The sequence below is a fragment of the Halorarum salinum genome (assembly GCF_013402875.1).
Taxonomy (GTDB): domain Archaea; phylum Halobacteriota; class Halobacteria; order Halobacteriales; family Haloferacaceae; genus Halorarum; species Halorarum salinum.
Genome location: NZ_CP058579.1, coordinates 530,214 through 549,397, shown reverse-complemented (window position 1 = coordinate 549,397; position 19,184 = coordinate 530,214). Strand labels below are relative to the sequence as shown.

21 protein-coding genes and 2 tRNA genes are annotated in these 19,184 nt (G+C 70.6%); 8 read left to right on the top strand and 15 right to left on the bottom strand.

The genetic code is table 11. The features are described 5' to 3' along the window. The first annotated feature begins 1 nt into the window (after position 1). The 4 genes from HUG12_RS02580 (at position 2) to HUG12_RS02570 (ending at position 2,277) form a co-directional block, all read left to right on the top strand. Positions 2-670, top strand: coding sequence for a uracil-DNA glycosylase (locus tag HUG12_RS02580; RefSeq protein WP_179267273.1), 669 nt, complete (start codon positions 2-4; stop codon positions 668-670). 193 nt (positions 671-863) lie between these two features. Beyond that, positions 864-989 carry a hypothetical protein gene (locus HUG12_RS21835; protein WP_281362327.1) on the top strand — a complete coding sequence of 42 codons (126 nt, stop codon included), beginning with the start codon at positions 864-866 and terminating at the stop codon, positions 987-989. 31 nt (positions 990-1,020) lie between these two features. Beyond that, a complete protein-coding gene (locus HUG12_RS02575) occupies positions 1,021-1,440 on the top strand; it encodes an HIT family protein (protein ID WP_179267272.1) in 420 nt (139 codons plus the stop codon). 42 nt (positions 1,441-1,482) lie between these two features. After that, positions 1,483-2,277 carry a P-loop NTPase family protein gene (locus HUG12_RS02570; RefSeq protein WP_179267271.1) on the top strand — a complete coding sequence of 265 codons (795 nt, stop codon included), beginning with the start codon at positions 1,483-1,485 and terminating at the stop codon, positions 2,275-2,277. A gap of 54 nt (positions 2,278-2,331) precedes the next feature. Here HUG12_RS02570 and HUG12_RS02565 read toward each other — a convergent pair whose 3' ends face one another. Then, positions 2,332-2,847, bottom strand: a complete 516-nt coding sequence (locus HUG12_RS02565) for a DUF7858 family protein (protein ID WP_179267270.1) — start codon at positions 2,845-2,847, stop codon at positions 2,332-2,334. Positions 2,848-3,016: 169 nt separating this feature from the next. On the opposite strand from HUG12_RS02565, the gene HUG12_RS02560 reads away from it, so the two are divergent. Beyond that, positions 3,017-3,874, top strand: a complete 858-nt coding sequence (locus HUG12_RS02560; protein ID WP_179267269.1) for a transcription initiation factor IIB — start codon at positions 3,017-3,019, stop codon at positions 3,872-3,874. On the opposite strand, the gene HUG12_RS02555 is transcribed toward HUG12_RS02560, so the two are convergent. The 10 genes from HUG12_RS02555 to HUG12_RS02510 form a co-directional block, all read right to left on the bottom strand. Next, on the bottom strand, positions 3,853-4,512 hold the full coding sequence (locus tag HUG12_RS02555; RefSeq protein WP_179267268.1) for a nucleotide-binding protein: 660 nt from the start codon (positions 4,510-4,512) through the stop codon (positions 3,853-3,855). The two genes, HUG12_RS02560 and HUG12_RS02555, sit on opposite strands and share 22 nt — an antisense overlap. Next, a complete protein-coding gene (locus HUG12_RS02550; RefSeq protein ID WP_179267267.1) occupies positions 4,509-5,297 on the bottom strand; it encodes a DUF7857 domain-containing protein in 789 nt (262 codons plus the stop codon). Before HUG12_RS02550 ends, HUG12_RS02555 begins: the two co-directional genes overlap by 4 nt. A 25-nt stretch (positions 5,298-5,322) precedes the next feature. Next, complete coding sequence (locus HUG12_RS02545; protein ID WP_179267266.1) at positions 5,323-6,147, bottom strand: DUF7856 family protein; 825 nt, start codon at positions 6,145-6,147, stop codon at positions 5,323-5,325. Then, positions 6,144-6,482: a DUF7855 family protein gene (locus HUG12_RS02540; RefSeq protein WP_179267265.1), complete on the bottom strand. Its 339-nt coding sequence runs from the start codon at positions 6,480-6,482 to the stop codon at positions 6,144-6,146. The genes HUG12_RS02545 and HUG12_RS02540 overlap by 4 nt, the downstream gene beginning before the upstream one ends. Positions 6,483-6,519: 37 nt before the next feature. Continuing rightward, positions 6,520-7,167 (bottom strand): DUF7504 family protein, encoded by a 648-nt coding sequence (locus HUG12_RS02535; RefSeq protein WP_179267264.1) that lies wholly within the window; start codon positions 7,165-7,167, stop codon positions 6,520-6,522. A 66-nt stretch (positions 7,168-7,233) separates the two neighbouring features. Continuing rightward, positions 7,234-7,527 (bottom strand): DUF7854 family protein, encoded by a 294-nt coding sequence (locus HUG12_RS02530; RefSeq protein ID WP_179267263.1) that lies wholly within the window; start codon positions 7,525-7,527, stop codon positions 7,234-7,236. Beyond that, complete coding sequence (locus tag HUG12_RS02525) at positions 7,527-9,638, bottom strand: minichromosome maintenance protein MCM (RefSeq protein ID WP_179267262.1); 2,112 nt, start codon at positions 9,636-9,638, stop codon at positions 7,527-7,529. Before HUG12_RS02525 ends, HUG12_RS02530 begins: the two co-directional genes overlap by 1 nt. Positions 9,639-9,717: 79 nt before the next feature. Next, on the bottom strand, positions 9,718-10,059 hold the full coding sequence (locus HUG12_RS02520; protein ID WP_179267261.1) for a group I intron-associated PD-(D/E)XK endonuclease: 342 nt from the start codon (positions 10,057-10,059) through the stop codon (positions 9,718-9,720). A gap of 109 nt (positions 10,060-10,168) precedes the next feature. Beyond that, positions 10,169-10,241 (bottom strand) — tRNA-Pro (locus tag HUG12_RS02515). A 68-nt stretch (positions 10,242-10,309) separates the two neighbouring features. Next, positions 10,310-12,172, bottom strand: coding sequence for an SLC13 family permease (locus HUG12_RS02510; RefSeq protein ID WP_246308127.1), 1,863 nt, complete (start codon positions 12,170-12,172; stop codon positions 10,310-10,312). Between the two features lie 178 nt (positions 12,173-12,350). On the opposite strand from HUG12_RS02510, the gene HUG12_RS02505 reads away from it, so the two are divergent. Further along, complete coding sequence (locus HUG12_RS02505) at positions 12,351-13,442, top strand: phosphotransferase family protein (RefSeq protein ID WP_179267260.1); 1,092 nt, start codon at positions 12,351-12,353, stop codon at positions 13,440-13,442. A 60-nt stretch (positions 13,443-13,502) separates the two neighbouring features. Here HUG12_RS02505 and HUG12_RS02500 read toward each other — a convergent pair whose 3' ends face one another. Together HUG12_RS02500 and HUG12_RS02495 are read right to left on the bottom strand one after the other, a co-directional pair. Next, positions 13,503-15,539 carry a DEAD/DEAH box helicase gene (locus tag HUG12_RS02500; protein ID WP_179267259.1) on the bottom strand — a complete coding sequence of 679 codons (2,037 nt, stop codon included), beginning with the start codon at positions 15,537-15,539 and terminating at the stop codon, positions 13,503-13,505. Between the two features lie 485 nt (positions 15,540-16,024). Further along, positions 16,025-16,429 carry a cupin domain-containing protein gene (locus HUG12_RS02495; RefSeq protein WP_179267258.1) on the bottom strand — a complete coding sequence of 135 codons (405 nt, stop codon included), beginning with the start codon at positions 16,427-16,429 and terminating at the stop codon, positions 16,025-16,027. A gap of 67 nt (positions 16,430-16,496) precedes the next feature. Between HUG12_RS02495 and HUG12_RS02490 the strand changes: the two genes are divergently transcribed. Further along, the gene (locus HUG12_RS02490) at positions 16,497-17,678 is read left to right on the top strand and encodes a M50 family metallopeptidase (protein WP_179267257.1); all 1,182 of its coding nucleotides are present in this window, start codon (positions 16,497-16,499) and stop codon (positions 17,676-17,678) included. A gap of 79 nt (positions 17,679-17,757) precedes the next feature. Here the strand turns inward: HUG12_RS02490 and HUG12_RS02485 are convergent. Next, positions 17,758-17,830 (bottom strand) — tRNA-His (locus HUG12_RS02485). 160 nt (positions 17,831-17,990) lie between these two features. Between HUG12_RS02485 and HUG12_RS02480 the strand changes: the two genes are divergently transcribed. Next, entirely contained in the window at positions 17,991-18,446 is a 456-nt protein-coding gene (locus tag HUG12_RS02480) for a DUF5814 domain-containing protein (protein ID WP_179267256.1), read from the top strand. 48 nt (positions 18,447-18,494) lie between these two features. Here the strand turns inward: HUG12_RS02480 and HUG12_RS02475 are convergent, their stop codons facing one another. Next, entirely contained in the window at positions 18,495-18,932 is a 438-nt protein-coding gene (locus HUG12_RS02475; protein WP_179267255.1) for a ribbon-helix-helix protein, CopG family, read from the bottom strand. Positions 18,933-19,184 lie beyond the last annotated feature (252 nt).

The window sequence follows — 19,184 nt, the reverse complement described above, 5'->3', positions numbered from 1 at the left end:
GATGGCCGACCCGGAGCGGCGGGACCGGGCGGACCGGGCGACCCCCGCGGAGCGACCGGACCACCCCGACCCGGAGGACCGCCTGGTGCTCGACGCCGACTGTCGGCGGTGTCCCGCGCTCGTCGAGTCGCGCACCCGCATCTCCTGGGGGAACGGCCCCCGCGACGCGGACGTGGTCGTCGTGGGCGAGGCGCCGGGCGCGGGCGACCCGGACGCGGGGACGTGGAAGGGCGGCAACCACACGGGCTGTGCGTACACGTCGCGCCACTCCGGGCGCCGGATCCGCCGCCTGCTCGCGGACCTCGGCTACGCGGACCGGGCGTTCTACACGAACGCGGTGAAGTGCTTCCCCGAGGGCGAGGACGGAGGCAACCGCGAACCGACCGACGAGGAACTGTCGAACTGCCGCGGCCACCTCGAGTCGGAACTCGAGGTCGTCGACCCGGACGTCGTCGTCGCCACCGGGAGACACGCCACGGAGACGCTGCTCGCGTTCGAGGGCGAGACGCTCGACGGCTTCCTCGACTCGGTGTGTGACCCTCGAGAGTGCCCGACGCTGGGCGTCACGCTCCTCCCGATTCTCCACCCGAGTTACCAGGAGGTGTGGCTCTCGCGGCTCGGCCTGAACGAGGCGGAGTACCGCGAGCGCATCGCCGCGAATCTGCCCTGACGTCGGTTCCCGGACCTCTCCCTTCCACCGCGACGACCCAACCGGCCGACTGGACCCGCACGGCCGGATTCCCTCCGCGACGTGTCCGAACCCCCGGGAGTGACGACGGACCGTCCAGCCGACGGGCGGGACTGGAAGGGGCCGCGGTTCTCGGGGAAGGCGCGGACCGACAAGCACCGCAGGAGCGAACGCAGTGAGCGACGAGGAGCGCAGCGGCCGCACCGAGCCGAGAACCGCGGGGGCTTCCGCGGTCGTCGCTCCGATACTCGAAACGATCACCGAACACCCAACGGTCACGAACAGTCAGAATCGCCCGTAGATTCAAGCGACTCACCGCCCACGTACCAACCATGAGCGAGGACTGCATCTTCTGTGCCATCGTCGCGGGCGACATCCCCGGCCGCATCGTCGACGAGAACGACGACGCCGTCGCGTTCCTCGACGCGAACCCGATGTCGCCGGGCCACACGCTCGTCGTCCCGAAGGCCCACCGCACCAGGCTCGCGGACATGTCCCGGGAGGAGTCGCGCCACGTGTTCGACCTGGTCCACGAACTCGCGCCGCGCGTCGAGGACGCCGTCGACGCCGACGCCCACACCATCGCGGTCAACGACGGGCCCGACGCCGGCCAGGAGGTCCCCCACGTTCACGTCCACGTCATCCCGCGCTTCGCCGACGACGACGGGGGGCCAATCCACCGGGTCGCGGGCACCCCGCCGGAGCTCTCCGACGAGGAGCTCGACGACATCGCCGAATCTGTTTCGTCGTAGCCGACCCGAAATTTTATCGGCGGAGGGGCGACCAGAACGGGCATGATCCGAACGCTCGCGCTCGTCGGCGTCGCCGGCGGCGTCGGCACCACGCGAACGGCGGTCGAGTGTGCGGCGATCCTGGCGCTCGACGGACGCGACGTCGCCGTCCTCGACGCCGCCTACGCGACCCAGGGGCTCTCGGAGTACCTCCCGGGACGCGTCGACCCGGACCTCACCGACCTCTGTCTCCACCCGGAGCGGCCGCTCGCGGACGGACTCCACGACCTCGAGATCGACGCACCCGACCGGACGGCCGGGGTCGACTCCCCCGACCGGCTCGCCGCCGCCGACGCGCCCGGCCGCGTCGCGCTCGCGCCCGCGCTGGCCCCCTTCGAACGCCTCGCCCGCGCGAAGACGGTCGAGGCGGCGGAGTCATTCGAGGACCGCGTCGCCGAGGCGGCCGCCGGGTTCGACTGCGTCCTCGTGGACGTCCCGCCCGTCGCCGCGAACCAGCACGTCGCCGCCGTGAACGCCGTCGACCGCGTCGGACTCGTCGTTCCCGGTTCCGAGCGGGGCGCGGACGCGCGCCGCCGGACGGCGGATCGACTCCGCGACGTCGGCGTCGACCCGGACCGCACCCTGTCGGTGGGAACGGATCTGCCGGCCGCCGCCGCGACCGTTCCGACGGTGGACGCCGCCCCCGCGGAGGGGCCGCAGTGTCCCCGCGACGGGGACCTCGCCGCGGCGACCGCGGCGGCGGTCGAATCGCTGTTCGACGTGGAACTCGACCTGGAGTTCGACGACGGAAACGGGCTCGACAGGATCCGGGAGGGAATCGGCGGACTCGGTCGGTGAACCGGGCGGCCGTGGAGGCTGCCCGACGGTCGTGGACGCCGCTCGAACCGTCCGTCAGCGGAGGTCCGCCGCGTCGGTCATCGTCCCCGCGAGCGCGTCGCGCTTCTCGACGGTCGCGTTCCCGTCCGGACCGGCGGCCGACTCGACGGCTTCGGCCAGTTCGGGAACCGGGTCGTGCGTCTCGACGTATGCGGCGAGCGCGAACGCCGCCTCGTCGCCGCCCGTCAGTTCGAGCGCGTCGGAACGGGGGAGTTCGCCCGCGAGCCAGTCGCGGACCACCCGACGGCCGGCCGGCGCGAGCGGCGAGACGCCGGGGACCCCACAGCGGTGGAGCGCCTTCGCGGCGGTCATCGGCGCGACGCCGGCCTCGCGGGCGCTCTCGCCGACGCTCGTGCCGCCGGTGTGGGACTCGAGCACCGTCGCGGCCGCGGCTGGCGTGCAGGGGAGCGCGTCCGCCCGACCCGCGAGCCGGTCGCGGAGGTCCCCGCCGGTGTCGTCGACCGTCGCGACGCCGCGGTCGCGCTGCTCGGTCGTCACCTCGATCCCGGCTGCGATGTCCGACAGCGCCATACGCGTCGCTTCGCCGTCATCCGTTATAAATTCACCTCGAATCGGACGGAATACATCGTCGGCTCGTGCCGGAACGTATCGATAACCGGTACGTTCGACCGGCGAACCCGACGCCGATTCCGCCGATTCGTCCCTGGTTTAAGTAAGGAATCGGGCGCAAGTTCCGAGTATGAGCACGGCACGAACTGCCTGCCCGGAATGTGACGGACGACTGCGCGCCGACGGCGACGAGACGGTGTGTGGCGACTGCGGCCTCGTCGTCGCCGCCGACCGACTGGACCGGGGCCCCGAGTGGCGGACGTTCTCGGACGACGACACCGACCCGCGGCGGACCGGCGCGCCGCTCACCCGGTCGCGGCACGACCGCGGCCTCTCCACCGAGATCGGACGTAGCCGCGTGAAGGGACGAAAACGCAAGCAGTGGGCTCGGATGCGGCGCCAGCACACGCGGGCACGCATCTCGACCAAACGCGAGCGGAACCAGGTGTACGGCTTCACCGAGATCCGGCGGCTGACGAGCAACCAGTCACTCGGCGACCGAATCCGCGACCAGGCGTGTTCGCTGTTCCAGTCGGCCCAGAAGGAGAACCTCCTCCGCGGCCGCTCCATCGAGGGGTTCGCCGCCGCCGCAGTGTACGCCGCCTGCCGGGTCGCCGGCATCTCCCGGACGCGCGGGGAGCTACTCGCCGAGGCCAAGGCCGACGAGGACGAGCTCCGCGCGGCCTACGACGCGCTCAACCGCGACCTCGGGCTCCCCGTCGGCCCCATCGACCCGGTCGAGTACCTCCCGCGGTTCGCCTCCGAGCTCGATCTGGGTCCGGAGGTGGAGCGCGTCGCGAGGGAGTACCTCGAACGCGCCCGCGATCGGGGGATCGTCAACGGCAGGAACCCGGGCGGGGTCGCCGCAGCGTGCCTGTACGCCGCCGCCCGCGACGCCGGAGCCGACTGCACGCAGGCGGGCGCCGCGGCGGTGGCGGACGTCACCCCGGTTACGCTGCGGAACAGTTACGCCGACCTGCAGGACTGAACGGCGGAAGCGAGCTCCCCCATCGCCCTGGCGCCCGCGCTGCTCGGCGCCACATTCCCGACCGGCTCCTCCTCGGCGACGGATCGGCCGAGTCGCGGGTCCGCCGGAACGGCGACGGTCGGGGCGGCGAGCGCACGCTCGACGGACGCCGTCGGGGGCTCCTCGACGACGCGGTTGAGCGCGACGGCGACGAGGCCGGCGTCGAGTTCCCGCGCCAGTTCCCGGGATCGGACGGCGTCCGCGAGCGCCCACGCGCGCGGCGAGGCGACCACGACGCAGGCGTCCGCGGCCGCGAGCGGGACGCCGGCGTCCGTCCGGAGCCCGGCGGGGCAGTCGACGAGCACGTCCCTGCCGGGCGCGACGGACCGCACGGCCTCGGCCAGCGTTTCGACGTCAGCCGCTCGGGCGCCCGCGAGCGAGCGCCCGCAGGGGAGGAGGTCGACGGGACCCGGTCGAAGCGCCTCGACGGGGTCCGCGCGGCCGGCGAGCACGTCGTGGAGGTCCGGTCCCCGACCGTGCGGGAGGTCCGCCATCGCGAGGTCGGCGTCGACGACCACCGCATCGAGCGCCGCGCCGAGGTTGTACGCGAGCGTCGACTTCCCGACGCCGCCCTTCCCGCCGGTCACCGCGAGGATCACGCCAGCCTCCCGAGCGCGTCGACGGGGACGTCGGCCTCCCCGGCGCGGGCGGCGAGGCCGGCCGCACGCTCCGCGAGCAGATCGAGCGAGTCCGCGTCGGCCGAAACCGCGGCTGCGAGGTCGGCGGGGTGCCGGTCGTGGCTCTCGAGCGCGGCCGTCGCCTCGGGGACCGACGCGCCGGTCAGCCGTTCGGCGCGATCGATCCGGCCCTCGGCGCGGTCGAGGTACGCGGCCACGGCCGCCGGGAACGGTGCGTCGCCGTCGTCGTCCGTGGGAGCGTTCACGCCGGCCCGGGCGGTAGCGGGGCTCCCGCCCTCGCCGTCGGCGGAGTCGGGTCCGGGGACCGGTTCGTCGTCCGTCGACCCCGGTTCGGACCCGTCATCGCCGTCCCGGGAACCGTCGGTACGGGGGACCGGAACGGCGTCCCGCGGCGGCCGGAACCCCCCGAGGTCACGACGTGCGCGCTCGACCGGAGCCGTCCCCGGCCGGTCGTCGCCGGGGTCACCGACCGCTGCGAGCTCGGCCGGCGGGTCAGCGGCCTCGCCGTCCGCGAGCGGACAGGCGTACCCGAACGAGACGGCGTCGTCCGCGTCCACGACGAGCGTCAGGCCGTCCCGGTCCCAGCCGGCCTCGGGAACGCCGTCGCGACGCGGCGGGAGCACCGGGCCGTCCAGCCGGTTCGCCACCTCGACGCGCCGTGCGACCGGGGTCGGGCTCTCGACGGTGGCGGTGACGAGCGCGATGTCGGCGCGGACCTCCACGTCGGCCGCGAGCGTGACTGGCATGGGGACATTGGCCCCGGCTTCGGGGTTAAAGTTGGACGACTGGGACCCCGAGCCGCGTCGCCGCCGCCGCCGGCCCCTCGAAGCGGTCGACCGCGAGCACGACCGGCGCTCCCCTGTCCGCGAGCGCGACCGCGGCCAGGTGTGCCGTGACGCGGTCGCCTTCGAACTCGGTCGGTCCGTCCCCCGGTCGCGCCTTCCCGGGGACCCGTTCGAGGGTCGCCGAGAACTCCCGGTACGCCCCACGGGCGAGCGCGCGTCTGGCCTCCCGTTCGCGGTTCCCCAGTTCGTCGCGCAGACGGAGCGTCCGGCGGCGTTCCACCCGGCGTTCCCTGGCCCGCTCGGTCGCGGCCTCGAGCGCCTGTTCGGCGGCAACCCGGTCGGTCTCGGCGTCGGTGAGGTCCTGCGCGGCCGCCGCGTGTTCCTCCGCCCGCTCGTCCACGTCGGTCCCCGCCTCGCGGGCCGCCTGGAGTCGCCCACGGGCCGCCGCGACCCGTTCGCGCAGCATGTCCACGTCGGCCGCCGCCTCCGCGGCCCGCTCGCGCGCCGTCGCGAGGTCGGTGGCGGCGGCGGAACCGGCGGGGTCGGGGCCGTCGACTCCGGCGACGGCGTCGCGGTCCGCGAGTCGATCCCGCAGTTCCGCGATCCGGTCGTCCTGCGGCGCTCCGTGTCCCCGCGAACGGGCGGCGCGGGCGAGCGTCCGGACGAGCGACGGCGGGTCCGCCGTGACGGCCCCGAGCGGGTCGTCCGCGTCGAGTTCCAGCGCCTCCAGGACCGATTCCGTCGTGGCGTCGGTTCCCCGCAGGTCGACCGCGCGGCCGGCGTGGACCCGGCCGTCCAGCTCGAACCTCAAAGCTCCGTCCCGGCCATCGCGTCCGTGTCCGGGTGGACCGTCCCCGCGGCGAACTTCGCGTACGGCGTGCTCGGGTGATCGCGCCCCTCGTAGGCCGTCGCGGCCTCCCTGACGGCCGGCCGGACCGACCGGAACTCGTTGAACGGTTCGGTCCGCTCCACCTGGACGTCCGCGCCGTGTTTGGCCCGGAGCCGGCAGGCGAGGAACGCGCCCAGTTCCGTCTCGGACAGCAGCGCGGCGCGACCGAACCGCTGGCGGACGACGTCCCCGTGGGTCCGGCAGACGTTCCGGAGGGTCGTCCGCGCCCCGGCCGAGTGGGCCACGACCAGCATCATGGTTACGGCTGATCCGCTATCGAAAATAAAGCTGTCGTCAGCGCGTGCGGACGGTGGCGCCGTCGTCGTCGAGTTCCACGACGGCGTCGAAAAGCGAGACGATCGTCTCCACCGTCTGGTCGTCGTGTGCGGTCGGATCCATGTGGAAGTGTGCGAACGCGTCGACCGTCGCGAACCGTCCGGTGAGAACGTGGAGGAACTGGTATGCCGTCTCGAGGTCCACGTACTGGAGCATCGCGGTGAGCGAGTCGAAACAGACGACGGTCCGCCCGTCGGCGTTCCGCCAGCGCTGCAGGTACTCGGTGATGCGGATGCCGAGTCCCGTCAGGTCGCCGGGGCTGGTCACCGTCTCCGTCGTGGCCCCGGGCCCGCCCGCCGTCCCGGCGCCGGCCGCCCCCACGGCGTTGCCGGCCGCGGCGGTCGCCGACCGGGCGGCGTCGTCGACGCTGATGACGCCGACGTCGCGCGGCGTGCCCGCCGAGTGGGACCGGAACCGGCGGACCTGCTCGTCGGGGGACTTGGTGTAGGACACCCACAGCGCGTTCTGTCCCGTCGACTCTCTCGGGACGAGGAGATCCGCACAGAGGTCGCCCTGGCCCTCCGTGAACGAGGGGGACAGGAGCAGCACCGTCGCTGCGTCCGAAAGTCGGCCCCTGATGTCGTGCTCGAGTTGGCGTTCGGTCACCTGTAAACCCCCACTACTCTGTCGGTATATGTGATTACTATGTAATAAGTCGTTTGCTATTCCCGGTCACTCGAGGGGCTCGACGGTCACCTCCGCCGGGTCCCGGTCGGCGAGCGTCCCGGCGCGCTCGCGGGCCTCCGCGGGCGAGGATGCGACGACGACGGTGCCCGCATCGGCGTCGCCCCCGTCGCTCCCGCCGACGACGGCGCGGTACGCTCGCTTCCCCGGCGTCTCGAACTCGGTCGCGAACGTCCGGAGCACGGTGCCGACGCGGCGTTCGGTCTCCGCGAGGTCGGCCTCGCCCTCCTCGAACTCCCTGAGGGCGTCTTCGACGTTCCGGAGCGCGGAGATCCGATCCATCACGTCGTCCTGATGTAGCCGTTCTGCGGCTCGTACACCTCGCCCTTCCGGCGAAGGCTCTCGATCTCCTGTTCGGCCTTGTCCGGGTCCATGCCGACCTCGTCGGCCCGTTCGAGGATCTGTTCGACGGGTGCGCCCGGCTCGTCGTCGTACTCCTCCGAGAGGCTCGAGATGAGGTCCTTGATCCCCTTGATGCGGTCGCGCTGGGTCTTCGAGGTGCCCGTCTCGACCACGTCCGCGTCGAACTGGCCCGTCTCGGGGTCGACGCCGATGTCCTGCAGGCACGACCGGACGATCTCGATGACGCGATCGGCGTCCTGGCGTTCGACCGTGTCCGAGAGGCGAACGCGCGCGCTCGCCTCCGAGAGCCGGACGAGCGCCTCCAGCTTCCGGGCGGTGACCGGAACGGGGGCGTCCTCGTCGGCGCCCTTCGAGCGGAGGTCGACGTAGAAGTCGCGGATGGCCTCCTTCGCCTCGTCGGTCATCGTCGGGTAGCAGTTCCGCTTCGCGTACGCGATGTACTTCCGGAGCAGGTCCGCCTCGATGACCGGCGCGACCTCCTCGGTGACGTTCTCGACCTCCTCGGAGGTGTACTCCGAGTTCGTCACCTTCTCGCGCTGGGTGTTCAGCTCGCCCGCGTAGTTCGTGGTGATGATGTGTTCCGCGAGCTTCGCGTCGTGGTCCGGGTCGGGCTGGTCGGTGACGGTGAAGATGAGGTCGAACCGGGAGATGAGCGCCGGTTCGAGGTCGATCTGCTCGCCGATGGGCTCGTACTGGTCGAAGCGGCCGTACTTCGGGTTCGCCGCGCCGAGCAGCGAACACCGGCTCTTGAGGGTGGCGTTGATGCCGGCCTTGGAGACGGAGATCTGCTGCTGCTCGAGCCCCTCGTGCATCGCGGAGCGGTCCTCCGAACGCATCTTGTCCAGCTCGTCGACGGCGGCGATCCCCTTGTCAGCCAGTACGAGCGCGCCGGCCTCCAGGGTCCACTGCTGGCCGTCGCCGAAGTCGTCGCGGACCGCTGCGGCGGTGAGACCGGCCGAGGAGGAACCCTTCCCGGAGGTGTAGACGGAGCGCGGCGCGATGTGCCGGATGTACGAGAGCATCTGTGACTTCCCCGTGCCGGGGTCCCCGATGAGGAGCATGTGGAGGTCGCCGCGGATGCGCGAGCCGTCGGGCAGGTGCTTGGTCACGCCCGAGAACAGCTGGAGGATCATCGCGAGCTTCTCCTGGTCGTAACCGTAGATGGACGGCGCGATGGAGCCGACCATCTCCTCGTAGATGTCCTCGCGGTTGGAGAGCTCGTAGATCTCCTCCTTGTCCTCGTCGGTGATGTCCATGTCCTCGAACTCCTCGTCCTCGATGACGACCGAGACGCCGTCCATGTACAGGTCGAAGATGTTCGTCTTCTCCTGACCGGAGGTGACCTGCTCGATGTGGAGCACGCCCGCGACCGTCACGTGGTCGCCCGGCGTCACCGCCCCGCAGACGTCGTCCTCGAGGTTCACGTCGATGCTCTGGGGTGTCTCCCCGCCGCGCAGCCCCTCGGGCGACTCCTGGACCCGGAGCTTCTGGGAGTCGATGAACTCGGACTGGTCGTGGTTCACCCGGAACGGCCCCTGGCGCTCACAGCCCTGGCACTCGTGTGGCTCCTGGAACCCGGAGTCGGCCTGCGGGATGTAGGTCATCGTCCCGCACCGCTGGCACTCGAAGGCCGCCTCGGTCACCTTCGGGCGCACGTCGGTCGCCTTCCGGACGATGCCCTGGACGGCGACCATCGACCCGATGTGGTCGTCCTGCACCCGGATGTTTCGGATGTCGATGGTGCGCTCGCGCGGCAGGCCGCGCATCCGAACGTGGGCCTGCCCGAGCGAGATGTCGACCGGGAGGTCGTAGGTCCGGAGGGCCTCCTCGGCCACGCGCTGCATGTCCTCGGGGTGCTGGAGGTAGCGCTCGGCGAGGTCCGCGTCGAACGTGTAGAGGTCGTCGTACTCGACGTGGAGCGAGCGTTGCTCCTTGGGGTACCGCTGGGCGAGCGACGCGATGTCGTCGCCGTAGTACGTGCGGTAGAAACTCAGGAACTGGTCGAGTTCCTGGCGCTCCATCTGGCTCATTGGGACGGAGTTACTGCCTCCCGGGGTAAGAAGTATCGCCTTCCACCGGAACTGAAGGGGGGTTCGAGGGGGTGGCGAGCTAGCCGGTGTCGAACGCGTCCTCCGCTACTAGATACATCGAATCGAGCTCGTGGCAGTAGACGACGAAGAAGTCGACGTCGTCCTCGTACGGTTTGTATGTGTTCCCGGCGGCGTTCACGTGCTGTGATTGACCGCTAAATTCGACCACCACCTCACGAAGCCAGCCGGTTTTCACCTGTAGCCTGAACAGGGACTCCGCGGACTCGGCGATGAGATCGTACCGGTCGTTGTCTCCGAACGGGGCACACACCGATACTCCCCGTCGTTTCAGTTCCGAAATCACGACGGCTTCGGTGTGATCGCCCTTCTCGTGTGTTGCCAGTTCGTCGAGCGGACCCATCGGGCGGACTGGGTCGTGTTCGCATTTCTACACACGTGACGGGACGAACGGCGATGCGAACCCGGTCGAGGGACACCACGGACCGTCCGGGTCCGTCGGCAGCGGAAAGTGGGACCGCTCAGATTTGAACTAAGAGCACGAGCACCCAAGGCTCGAAGGTTACCAGGTTACCCCACGGTCCCTTGCGTCTATTCTTGAGGTCGAACTGTGGGTAAGCGTTTCGTTCCGACCGCTCGCCGACCGCCGAGTCCTACATCCCCAACCCGAAGAAGTAGTCCACGCCGATCGTCGTCACCACGGCGAAGATGGCCTGCAGCGGCCCGCCCACGCGCACGTAGTCCGTGAACTTGTACCCGCCGGGGCCGTAGACGAACAGGTTCGTCTGGTAGCCGACCGGCGTCATGAACGCGGTGCTGGCCGCGAAGGTGACCGCCATCGCGAACGCGAGCGGGTTCGCGCCGAGCGTTTCCGCCGCCTCGATGGCGACGGGGATCATCAGCACGACGCTCGCGTTGTTCGAGACGACGTTCGTCAGCAGCGCCGTGACGACGTAGAAGACGCCGAGCAGGAGCAGCGGCGGGAGCACGTCGCCGGCGGCGACCACCGCGTCGGCGAGCAGTCCCGCCGCGCCCGAGGACTCCATGGCGATGCCCAGCGGGATGACGCCCGCGAGCAGGAAGATGACGTCCCACTGGACCGCCTCGTACACCTCCGGCGGGCGGAGACAGCCCGTGAGTACCATCGCCAGCGCGCCCGCGAGCGCGGAGACGACGATGGGCATGACGCCCAGCGCGGCGAGCGCGACGACGAGGCCGACGATGCCGACGGCGACCGGCGTCCTCGACTCGCGGTAGTCGTGGCGTTCGACCTCCTGGGCGACGATGAAGTTCCGGTTGGCGTCGAGCCGTTCGAGCGAGTCCGCCGACGCCTGCACGAGCAGCGTGTCCCCCACGCGGAGCGGCACGTCGTCCATCCGCTGGCGGATGAGTTCCCCGCCGCGCCGGAGCGCGAGCACCGTCGCGTCGTAGCGCTGCCGGAAGCGCGCGGTCGCGAGCGACTCTCCGACGAGCGAGGAGCCGGGGGCGACGACGACCTCGACGAGGTTCTTGGGCCCGGGCGCGGCCTCGAGGTCCTCCTCGGCCACGGTCGCCTCGGGGACGAGGTCGAGCCCCTCCACGTCGAGCAGGTCGACCAGCGTGGCCCGATCGGTGCGGACGGCGAACACGTCGCCGGCCTGGATCTCCTTCTGCCCGAGCGGCTCGAGGAACACGCGCCTGTCGCGGATGAGCTGGACGAGGTCGACGTCGAACGTCGTGTCCTCGAGGACGCTCTCGACGCGCCGTCCGACGAGGGGGGAGTCCGCCCGGACGACGGCCTCGGTGAGGTACTCGGCCATCTCGAACTCCTCGGTCAGGTCCGCGCGCGGTTCGATCCTCGCGGGCGTGAGCCAGCGGCCGACCGTGAGCAGGTAGACCGAGCCGATGACCAGCAGGACGGCGCCGAGCGGGAGGAACTCGAACATGCGGAACTCGCGGGCGATCGCCTCCGGCGCGAGCCGGGCGTACAGGTCCGAGGCGAGGATGTTCGTCGAGGTGCCGATGAGCGTGAGCGTCCCGCCGACCATCGAGGCGTACGACAGCGGCAGCAGGAGCTTCGAGGGTGAGGTCCCCCCGCGGTCGGCGAGATCGGTCACCATCGGGAGGAGCACGGCGACCGCGGCGGTGTTGTTGATGAGCCCGGAGACCGGACCGACGAGCCCGATGGTCGCCCCGAGCTGTCGGGACTCGTCGCCCCCGGTGAGCCGCGAGATGAGGGCGCCGAGCCGCTGGACGACGCCCGTCCGCCTGACGCCCTCGCTGAGGACGAACATGGCGAGGACCGTCAGCGTCGCGGCGTTCGCGAACCCCGAGAGCCCCTCCTCGACGGAGACGAGTTCGACCGACCCGGCGACGAGGCCGGCGTCCGCGAGCGCCGTCGACACCGGCCCGACGAGCAGCAACGTGACCAGCAGGCCGAGCGCCGTGACGTCCACCGGAACCGGCTCCGTCACGAACAGCACCAGCACCCCGAGGACGAGCACGAGTATCAGCAGTATCTCGGGGGCGACCGGCACGGGCGGTCGGACGATGGGTGACGGCAAAAGGGTGTGGGAACGGGGTCGGGACGGATCAGGACGGATTCCGACTGAACGGACACGGGATCGAAACGGGGCGGCGGGGCACGTCGACCGCGACCGCAACGCCGTCCCACACCACCGGGAGCCTTTTTCCGGGCGACGCGGTCGGAGGGGTATGGACGGGGTCGGGCACGGCGTCGATCGCGCCGAACTCGCGGCGTACCTCTCGACGGAGTTGGACGTCGAGGTGACCGACACGGAGGTGCTCAGCGACAAACTGAACCTGATCGTCGCGATCTCGACCCCCGACGACGAGCGGGCGTACGTTCTGCACCGACCGAACGGGCTGCGGAAGACGGACCCGTTCAACGACCTGGAGCAGGAGTATCGGGTGCTACAGAGGCTCCAGGACGCCGCGATACCGACGCAGACGCCGGTCCTGTTCCGCGAGGACGACTCGATCGTGGGGGACGCGTTCGTCGTCACCACGCACCTCGACGGCGAGCCGATCCCGCTGGGGACCGACCTCCCCGAGCGGTTCCGCGACCCGGGCGCCCGGAGCCGGGTGGCCCGTCTCCTGACCGACACGCTCGCCGACATCAACACGCTGGACGTCGAGCCGTTCGAGGGCGTCTGCGAGCGGAAACCGCCGCTGGAGCAGGTCGTTCGCGCCGCCGACCGCCTCGACGCGGCGACGGACGTGACGGGCCGTGACCTCCCGACGCTTCGCTCGGTCGGCGACTGGCTTCGGGAGAACCCGCCCTCGGAGCCGGTGACGGCACTCGTCCACGGCGACTACAGACCCGGCAACGTGCTGTTCGCCGGGACGGAGGACCCCCAACTCGCCGGCGGTCTCGACTGGGAGACCGCGACGCTCGGCGATCCGCGAACCGACCTGGGCTACCTCCTGTTGCGGTGGCGCGACGACGGCGACCCGACGCCGTCGCTCGACGCGCTCGAGGGGAGCTACTCGAGGGACGCGATGCGGGGGTTGGAGGCGGTCAACGGGTCCGGGCTCTGTCCGTTCTCCGCGAAACCGGGCGGCCCCGACAGGCGCGAACTGGTGGCCCGCTGGGAGGAGCGGACGGGCATCCCGTTCGAGCACGAACGGTTCTTCCTGGCGCACGCGGCGTTCGGACTCGCGACGGTCTGGGAGGACCTGTACCGGCACCGGCTGGATGCGAGCGGCGAGTCCGGGAAGGGCGCGTGGACGGAGTACGTGGCGAGGCTCGGGGCCAGCATCGTCGACGGGGAGTTCGACCCGTAGGCCGTTCGTCACCCGTCGTCCCTCCCTATCCGTCGCCCCCGCTATCGGTCGGCCCCTTCGCTACAGCTCCTGGTCGGCCAGTTCCATGTCCGCGACGACGTCGTACGCGGTCGCGCCCCGCCGGATGCCGTCGAGGATGCGGAACGCGTCGTCGGGCGCGAGGAAGTGCCGGGTGACTGCCCGGCCGAGCGGCGTCGGCGAGAGGCCGTCGATGAACTCCCACTCCAGCAGCCTGCCGACCGCGTGGGTCGTCGGCACGTCGCCGAGCATCCGGTCGTTCAGCGCCTTCGCGCGCTTGCCGGCGACGACGACGTTCGCCAGCGTCTCCTCGGCGGCGCTCGACTCGTCGTACACCGTCCGGACGTCCTCCATCTCGCCCTTCAGCAGCTTGAACGCCACCTCGTCCTCGGTCATCTCCATCGAGTTGTGGTAGACCGCGTCGGGTTCGACGAGCGCGTAGACCTTGCCCTCGTCGTGGTAGTCCGGCCGGCCCGCGCGGCCGAGCATCTGCTCGAACTCCTGGACGGAGAGCCACTCGATGCCCATCGCCAGCGTGTCGAAGATCACCTGCGAGGCCGGGAAGTCGACCCCGGCGGCGAGCGCGGCGGTCGTGACGACTGCGGCGAGGTCCTGGTTCCCGAACTTGCGCTCGACCGTCTTGCGGCGCTTGTAGTCCAGGCCGGCGTGGTAGGGGGCCGAGGAGTACTCGAGCTTCCGGGAGATCTCGTGACACCGGCGGCGGGAGTTGGTGAAGACGATCGTCTGCCCGCGGTAGCCCTTGGAGGACTTGCCGTCGAACGCGCGCTTCACGAGGTCGTTCTCGAGGCGAAGCTTCTCGCGCGAGTCGGCGAAGGTGACGTGGCGCTCGATGGGCACCGGGCGCTCCTCGAACTCGATCAGGGTCGCGCCGAGGTTCTCGGCGAGCCACGCGGGGTTGCCGACGGTCGCCGAGAGGTACACCCACTGGGCCGGCGAGTTCCGCCGCTCGGTGTAGTGTTTCAGGCGGCTGATCATCCCGTCGAGGCGGTGGCCCCGGCCCTCCTCCTTGAGGGTGTGGACCTCGTCGATGACCACGGTGCCGACCTCGCCCATGTCCTTGCCCGTCCGGAGCGCGTGGTCGATGCCCTCGTAGGTGCCGACGATGACGTCGGCGTCCGGGTCGAACCGGTTCCCGTCGTCGTTGATGCGGGAGGCGCCGACGCGGATCGTCACGTCGAGCACGTCGCCGTAGCGGTCCTCGAAGTCCTCGTGCTTCTGGTTCGCGAGCGCGACGAGGGGGACCAGGAAGAGCATCTTCCCGTTCCCGTTCAGGGCGTTGTTGACGCCGGCGAGTTCGCCGACCAGGGTCTTGCCCGTCGCCGTCGCGCTCACGACGAGCTGGTCGTCGCCGTCGAACAGGCCGTTGCGCACGGAGAGGCTCTGGACCGGGAGGAGCTCCTCGAAGCGGTCCTCGGTGCGGTCCTGGAGCGCGGGGTGGAGGGTCAGCTCGTCCGTCCTGACCGGGTCGATCTCGTCGACGGTCGCGGAGATGGTGTCGAACTTCGTGAGGTCGGGGTCGAGGTTCCCCTGGAGCAGGTTCGTGATGCGGTCGAGGTCGCCGACCTCGAGCAGGAGTTCCTCCAGCCGGTCCTGCGCGGCGCCGGTGAACTGGCCCTTGTAGGAGAGCTCGCGCTCGAGTTCCCGCGTCGCGCAGTCCCGGCAGATGAAGTCGCGGTCGGCCTTCACCGCCGTCTCCTCGGTGATCGGCGAGTAGCGCCCGTCGTTCGCGCAGTACCGGCAGGTGCGCACCTGCACGGCCTCCAGCTGGTAGGCGTCGAGCATCTCGTCGAGCCGCTTTCGCGCGCTCCGGGCGGTCTGCTCGGAGATGCGGATGCGCTCGGCCGCCCTGGCGAGGTCGACGAACTGGTCGGGCTGTCGGGGCTCCTCGTCGGAGCCGCGCTTGACCCGGAACCGGCGGGGGCGGGGACCCGCGTCGGTCTCCTTCAGTTCGAGGACGCCGCGGAGCCGCCGCTCGCCGCCCCGGCGGACGGCGACGGCGAACTCGTCGCCCTGCTGGTGGAGGAACAGCGTCTCGACCTGCGGGAGTTGTTCGGACACGTCGTTGGGGGTTCGTAGGCGGGTGTGTTATTTCAGGCGTTCGGCTTCTGCTCGTGGGTCGTTGATGGATTTCGTAATGTCTTCGGGACTGGTCGGAACGGCTCGAAAGGGGCCGCGGCTCTCGGCTTCCGCGGACCGCTCTGCGCTCCTCGTCGTTCGGGCTTCGCCCTCACTCCTGCGGTGCTTGAGGGCCCGCGGTTCGCCGAGAGCCGCGGCCCCTTTCAGTCCCACCCTGCCGAAATTCGGCCGAGCGACGCGGGTCCGACTACCGAACGTGCATGCCGTGGGTAGTCGGACGTGACGTTTGCTGGTCGATGGTCGGGGGGATGCGGCGGGCGCACCGCGAGCGGCGCCGGAGGCGCCGGGAGCCGCGCCCGCCGGGGAGGGGCGGGGAAGCAGACACGACGCTGGTCGGACCATCCGGCAGGGTGGGACCGAAACGGGCCGGGCGCTTTCGAGGTCACTTCGTCACCGCTACCGGGAACCTAGGCGGAATCCACCAGTTCGATCGCGTCGTCGCCGTTCGGCACGACGCAGACGAACGACCCCTCCTCCTCGGAGTCGTTCCCGTACCAGTGAACGACGCCGGCCGGGATCAGCAGCGCGTCCCCCGCCGAGACCGTGTACTCCTCCTCGCCGATTCCCACGGTGTACTCTCCGGACAGCACGTACTGTTCGTGTTCCACCTCGTTCGTGTGCTCGGGGACCGACGCTCCGGGGTCGAGCACGAACCGCCGGAGCGCGAAGTTCGGCGCGCCGTCCGACTCGTCGAGGAACACGCCCCGCGACATCCCGTCGGCCGCGCCGACGTCGGCGTACTCCACGTCCCCGGCGCGCTTCACGACCGGTTCGACCTCGGACCCCTCGGCCGCTGGCTCCGAATCCACCATACGACCCCCTGGTTCCGCACCCACATCAACGCCCGGCTTTATACCTGCCCGACTGCTACGGGTTCGCATGCGAGGAATCACGCTGGGACGGGTCGCGGGCATCCCCGTCCGGTTGAACTGGACGTTCCTGCTCGTGCTCCCGCTGTTCGCGTGGATCATCGGGACACAGGTCGGACAGTTCACCGAACTCATCAACGACGTGCTCGGCTCCTCCCTCGACGCCGCGGCGCTCACCGGGGGACAGCTCCCGTTCGTCCTCGGAACCGCCGCCGCCGTGGGGCTGTTCGTCTCCGTGCTGCTCCACGAGTTCGGCCACTCGTTCGTCGCGATGCGGTTCGGCTATGAGATCGAGTCGATCACGCTCTGGCTGTTCGGTGGCGTCGCGAGCTTCGAGGAGATGCCCGAGAACTGGAGACAGGAGCTGACCATCGCCGTCGCGGGCCCCGTCGTCAGCGTCCTGCTCGGCGTCATCGCCTGGGTCGCGTTCGGGGCGCTGTCGCTCCCGCCGGAGGTGGCGTTCGTCGTCGCGTACCTGGCGCTGATGAACGTCGTGCTCGCGGCGTTCAACATGCTGCCCGGCTTCCCGATGGACGGCGGGCGCGTGCTGCGGGCGCTGCTCGCGCGGAACCGCCCGCACGCCCAGGCGACCAAGATCGCCGCCGAGGTCGGGAAGGTGTTCGCGTTCCTGCTCGGGCTCTGGGGGCTGTTCAACGGCGACCTCATCGTCGTCGGCCTGGCGTTCTTCATCTACATCGCGGGCGCAGGGGAGGCCCAGCAGACGGTGCTCCGGGCCGCCTTCGAGGACGTCGCCGTCGAGGACATCATGACCCCACGCGAGGAGCTGAAGACGGTGACGCCCGACACCTCCGTCGCGGGGCTCATGGAGCGGATGTTCACGGAGCGTCACACGGGCTACCCCGTCATGGAGGGCGGCCGCCTCGTCGGCATGGTCACCCTCGAGGACGCCCAGGGCGTTCGGGAGGTCGAGCGGGACGCCTACACCGTCGACGACGTGATGGAGACCGACATCGCCAGCGTGATGCCGGAGTCGGACGCGCTCGACGCGCTCGACGAGATGCAGGACCGGAGCGTCGGCCGACTCGTCGTCATCGACGCGAGCGGCGACCTCGTCGGGCTCATCTCCCGGACCGACCTGATGACCGCCTTCGACGTCATCCAGTCGGGCGGCACCGCGCTCACCGGCGGGCTCCGGGGCGGCGACAGCCTGCCGGAGGTCAGCGGCCGCTGACCCACGCGGATCCGGCTCGGCCGGGCGGGAACGGCGACGGCCCACCGGCGACGGACGAACCGCGAGAAACCGTTTCGAGGTCCAGGTGCGAGAATTGAACCCGCGTCTCAGCCTCCACAAGGCTGAAGGATAGTCCACTACCCCAACCCGGACACGCACCGACAACTACTGCGTTCCGACTCAAATACGTTACGAACGCAATCGGGCGGTGTGACGCGGACGCACGGTGGATACGCAGCCAGCGTGTCGCCGGACGCGGCGGCCAGCGGACCGTCGGGCTTTTGGCCCGCTCGCGCCTTCCTTCGAGTAGCAGTGGCCATCACGGACAAGATCTACCTCAAGAACCACCGGCAGATCGCCTCCCAGCTCGGGACGAGCGTGCCGAAGGGCGCGTTCAAGGGCGCGACGCTGGACCTCGTCTTCACCGGCGAGGGCCTGGCCGAGGTGGACGAGGCGACGCGCGACCGCCTGCTGGAGTTCGCCGAGGACTTCCTGGACTGCGACTGCGAGGACGCCCCCTACTGTGGCCACCCCGAGCGGAAGTTCGTCCGGTACCTGCTGGAGCTCCGGGCACAGGGCATGGGTCCGGACGCCATCGTCGACGTCATGGGCGACGACTACATGCTGTACGCCTACCCCGGCGACGTGCTCTCCTTCCTCGACTCGGCGGTGCGGACGCTGGAGGCGGTCGAGTCGCTCGCCGACGTGGAGGGCGACCGGGAGATGGAGGAGAAGGCGCGGGACGCGAAACGGGCGCTCGCCGGGTAGAGCTGTACGGGCGCTCGGCGGGCGTTCGGCGGGCGCTCGTCCCCCGGCTCAGCCGAGCTTGTACGGCTCGTCGGACTCCAGGTCGACGTCCGGCACGTCGCGCTCCTGGTCGAGGTCCTCGAGGTTCACCACGTCCTCGCCGTCGTCGGCGTCCGACTCGATGCGGTCGTGGAGGTACGTCGCGTACTCCTTGTACTCGTCGAGCTGCTCGCGCAGGTGCTCGGCCTCGAGCTCCAGGCGCTCGTGCTCGCGGACGAAGCTCCGCGGGACCGACACGGTCGGCGGGAACGGCGCGTCGTCGTCGCCGTCGGCCTCGTACTCGTGCTCGGGGACGACCCGGATCTGGCCGTCGTGGGTGACGAGCGCGTCGACGTAGTCGCGGAACACCGCCGACAGCGAGAGGTCCCGCTCGTCCGCGATCTCCCGGAGCGCCTCGAACGCGTCCTCGTTGACGCGGAAGGAGATCGTCTTGTTCTTGTTGCTCATGTCGTACTCGTTGGGTCCGTGTATCACTTAACGGTTCGTCAGACGGGTGTATGCCTCGTGTGGGGGGATCCCGACGGATCGGCAGGTGGTGCGTTCGAACGGTCCGGCCGGTCGGTCGAGCAGACCACTACGCCTGGGCGTGATGGGAGCCACACCCTCCCCAGCCGACTCGCTCACGATCGGCGCGCCTTCATGGCGCGCCGGCCCGCTCGGCCCTCACGCGTCGTCGGCCGCGCACGAAAGCGCGGTCGC

Coding starts and splice junctions, on each gene's coding strand:
- HUG12_RS02580 (WP_179267273.1), top strand. CDS start 2: ATGGCCGACCCGGAGCGGCGGGACCGGGCGGACCGGGCGACCCCCGCG.
- HUG12_RS02550 (WP_179267267.1), bottom strand. CDS start 5,297: ATGCCAGTCACGCTCGCGGCCGACGTGGAGGTCCGCGCCGACATCGCG.
- HUG12_RS02540 (WP_179267265.1), bottom strand. CDS start 6,482: ATGATGCTGGTCGTGGCCCACTCGGCCGGGGCGCGGACGACCCTCCGG.
- HUG12_RS02475 (WP_179267255.1), bottom strand. CDS start 18,932: ATGAGCAACAAGAACAAGACGATCTCCTTCCGCGTCAACGAGGACGCG.
- HUG12_RS02560 (WP_179267269.1), top strand. CDS start 3,017: ATGAGCACGGCACGAACTGCCTGCCCGGAATGTGACGGACGACTGCGC.
- HUG12_RS02520 (WP_179267261.1), bottom strand. CDS start 10,059: ATGGGTCCGCTCGACGAACTGGCAACACACGAGAAGGGCGATCACACC.
- HUG12_RS02565 (WP_179267270.1), bottom strand. CDS start 2,847: ATGGCGCTGTCGGACATCGCAGCCGGGATCGAGGTGACGACCGAGCAG.
- HUG12_RS02490 (WP_179267257.1), top strand. CDS start 16,497: ATGCGAGGAATCACGCTGGGACGGGTCGCGGGCATCCCCGTCCGGTTG.
- HUG12_RS02530 (WP_179267263.1), bottom strand. CDS start 7,527: ATGGATCGGATCTCCGCGCTCCGGAACGTCGAAGACGCCCTCAGGGAG.
- HUG12_RS02570 (WP_179267271.1), top strand. CDS start 1,483: ATGATCCGAACGCTCGCGCTCGTCGGCGTCGCCGGCGGCGTCGGCACC.
- HUG12_RS02575 (WP_179267272.1), top strand. CDS start 1,021: ATGAGCGAGGACTGCATCTTCTGTGCCATCGTCGCGGGCGACATCCCC.
- HUG12_RS02525 (WP_179267262.1), bottom strand. CDS start 9,638: ATGAGCCAGATGGAGCGCCAGGAACTCGACCAGTTCCTGAGTTTCTAC.
- HUG12_RS02505 (WP_179267260.1), top strand. CDS start 12,351: ATGGACGGGGTCGGGCACGGCGTCGATCGCGCCGAACTCGCGGCGTAC.
- HUG12_RS02495 (WP_179267258.1), bottom strand. CDS start 16,429: ATGGTGGATTCGGAGCCAGCGGCCGAGGGGTCCGAGGTCGAACCGGTC.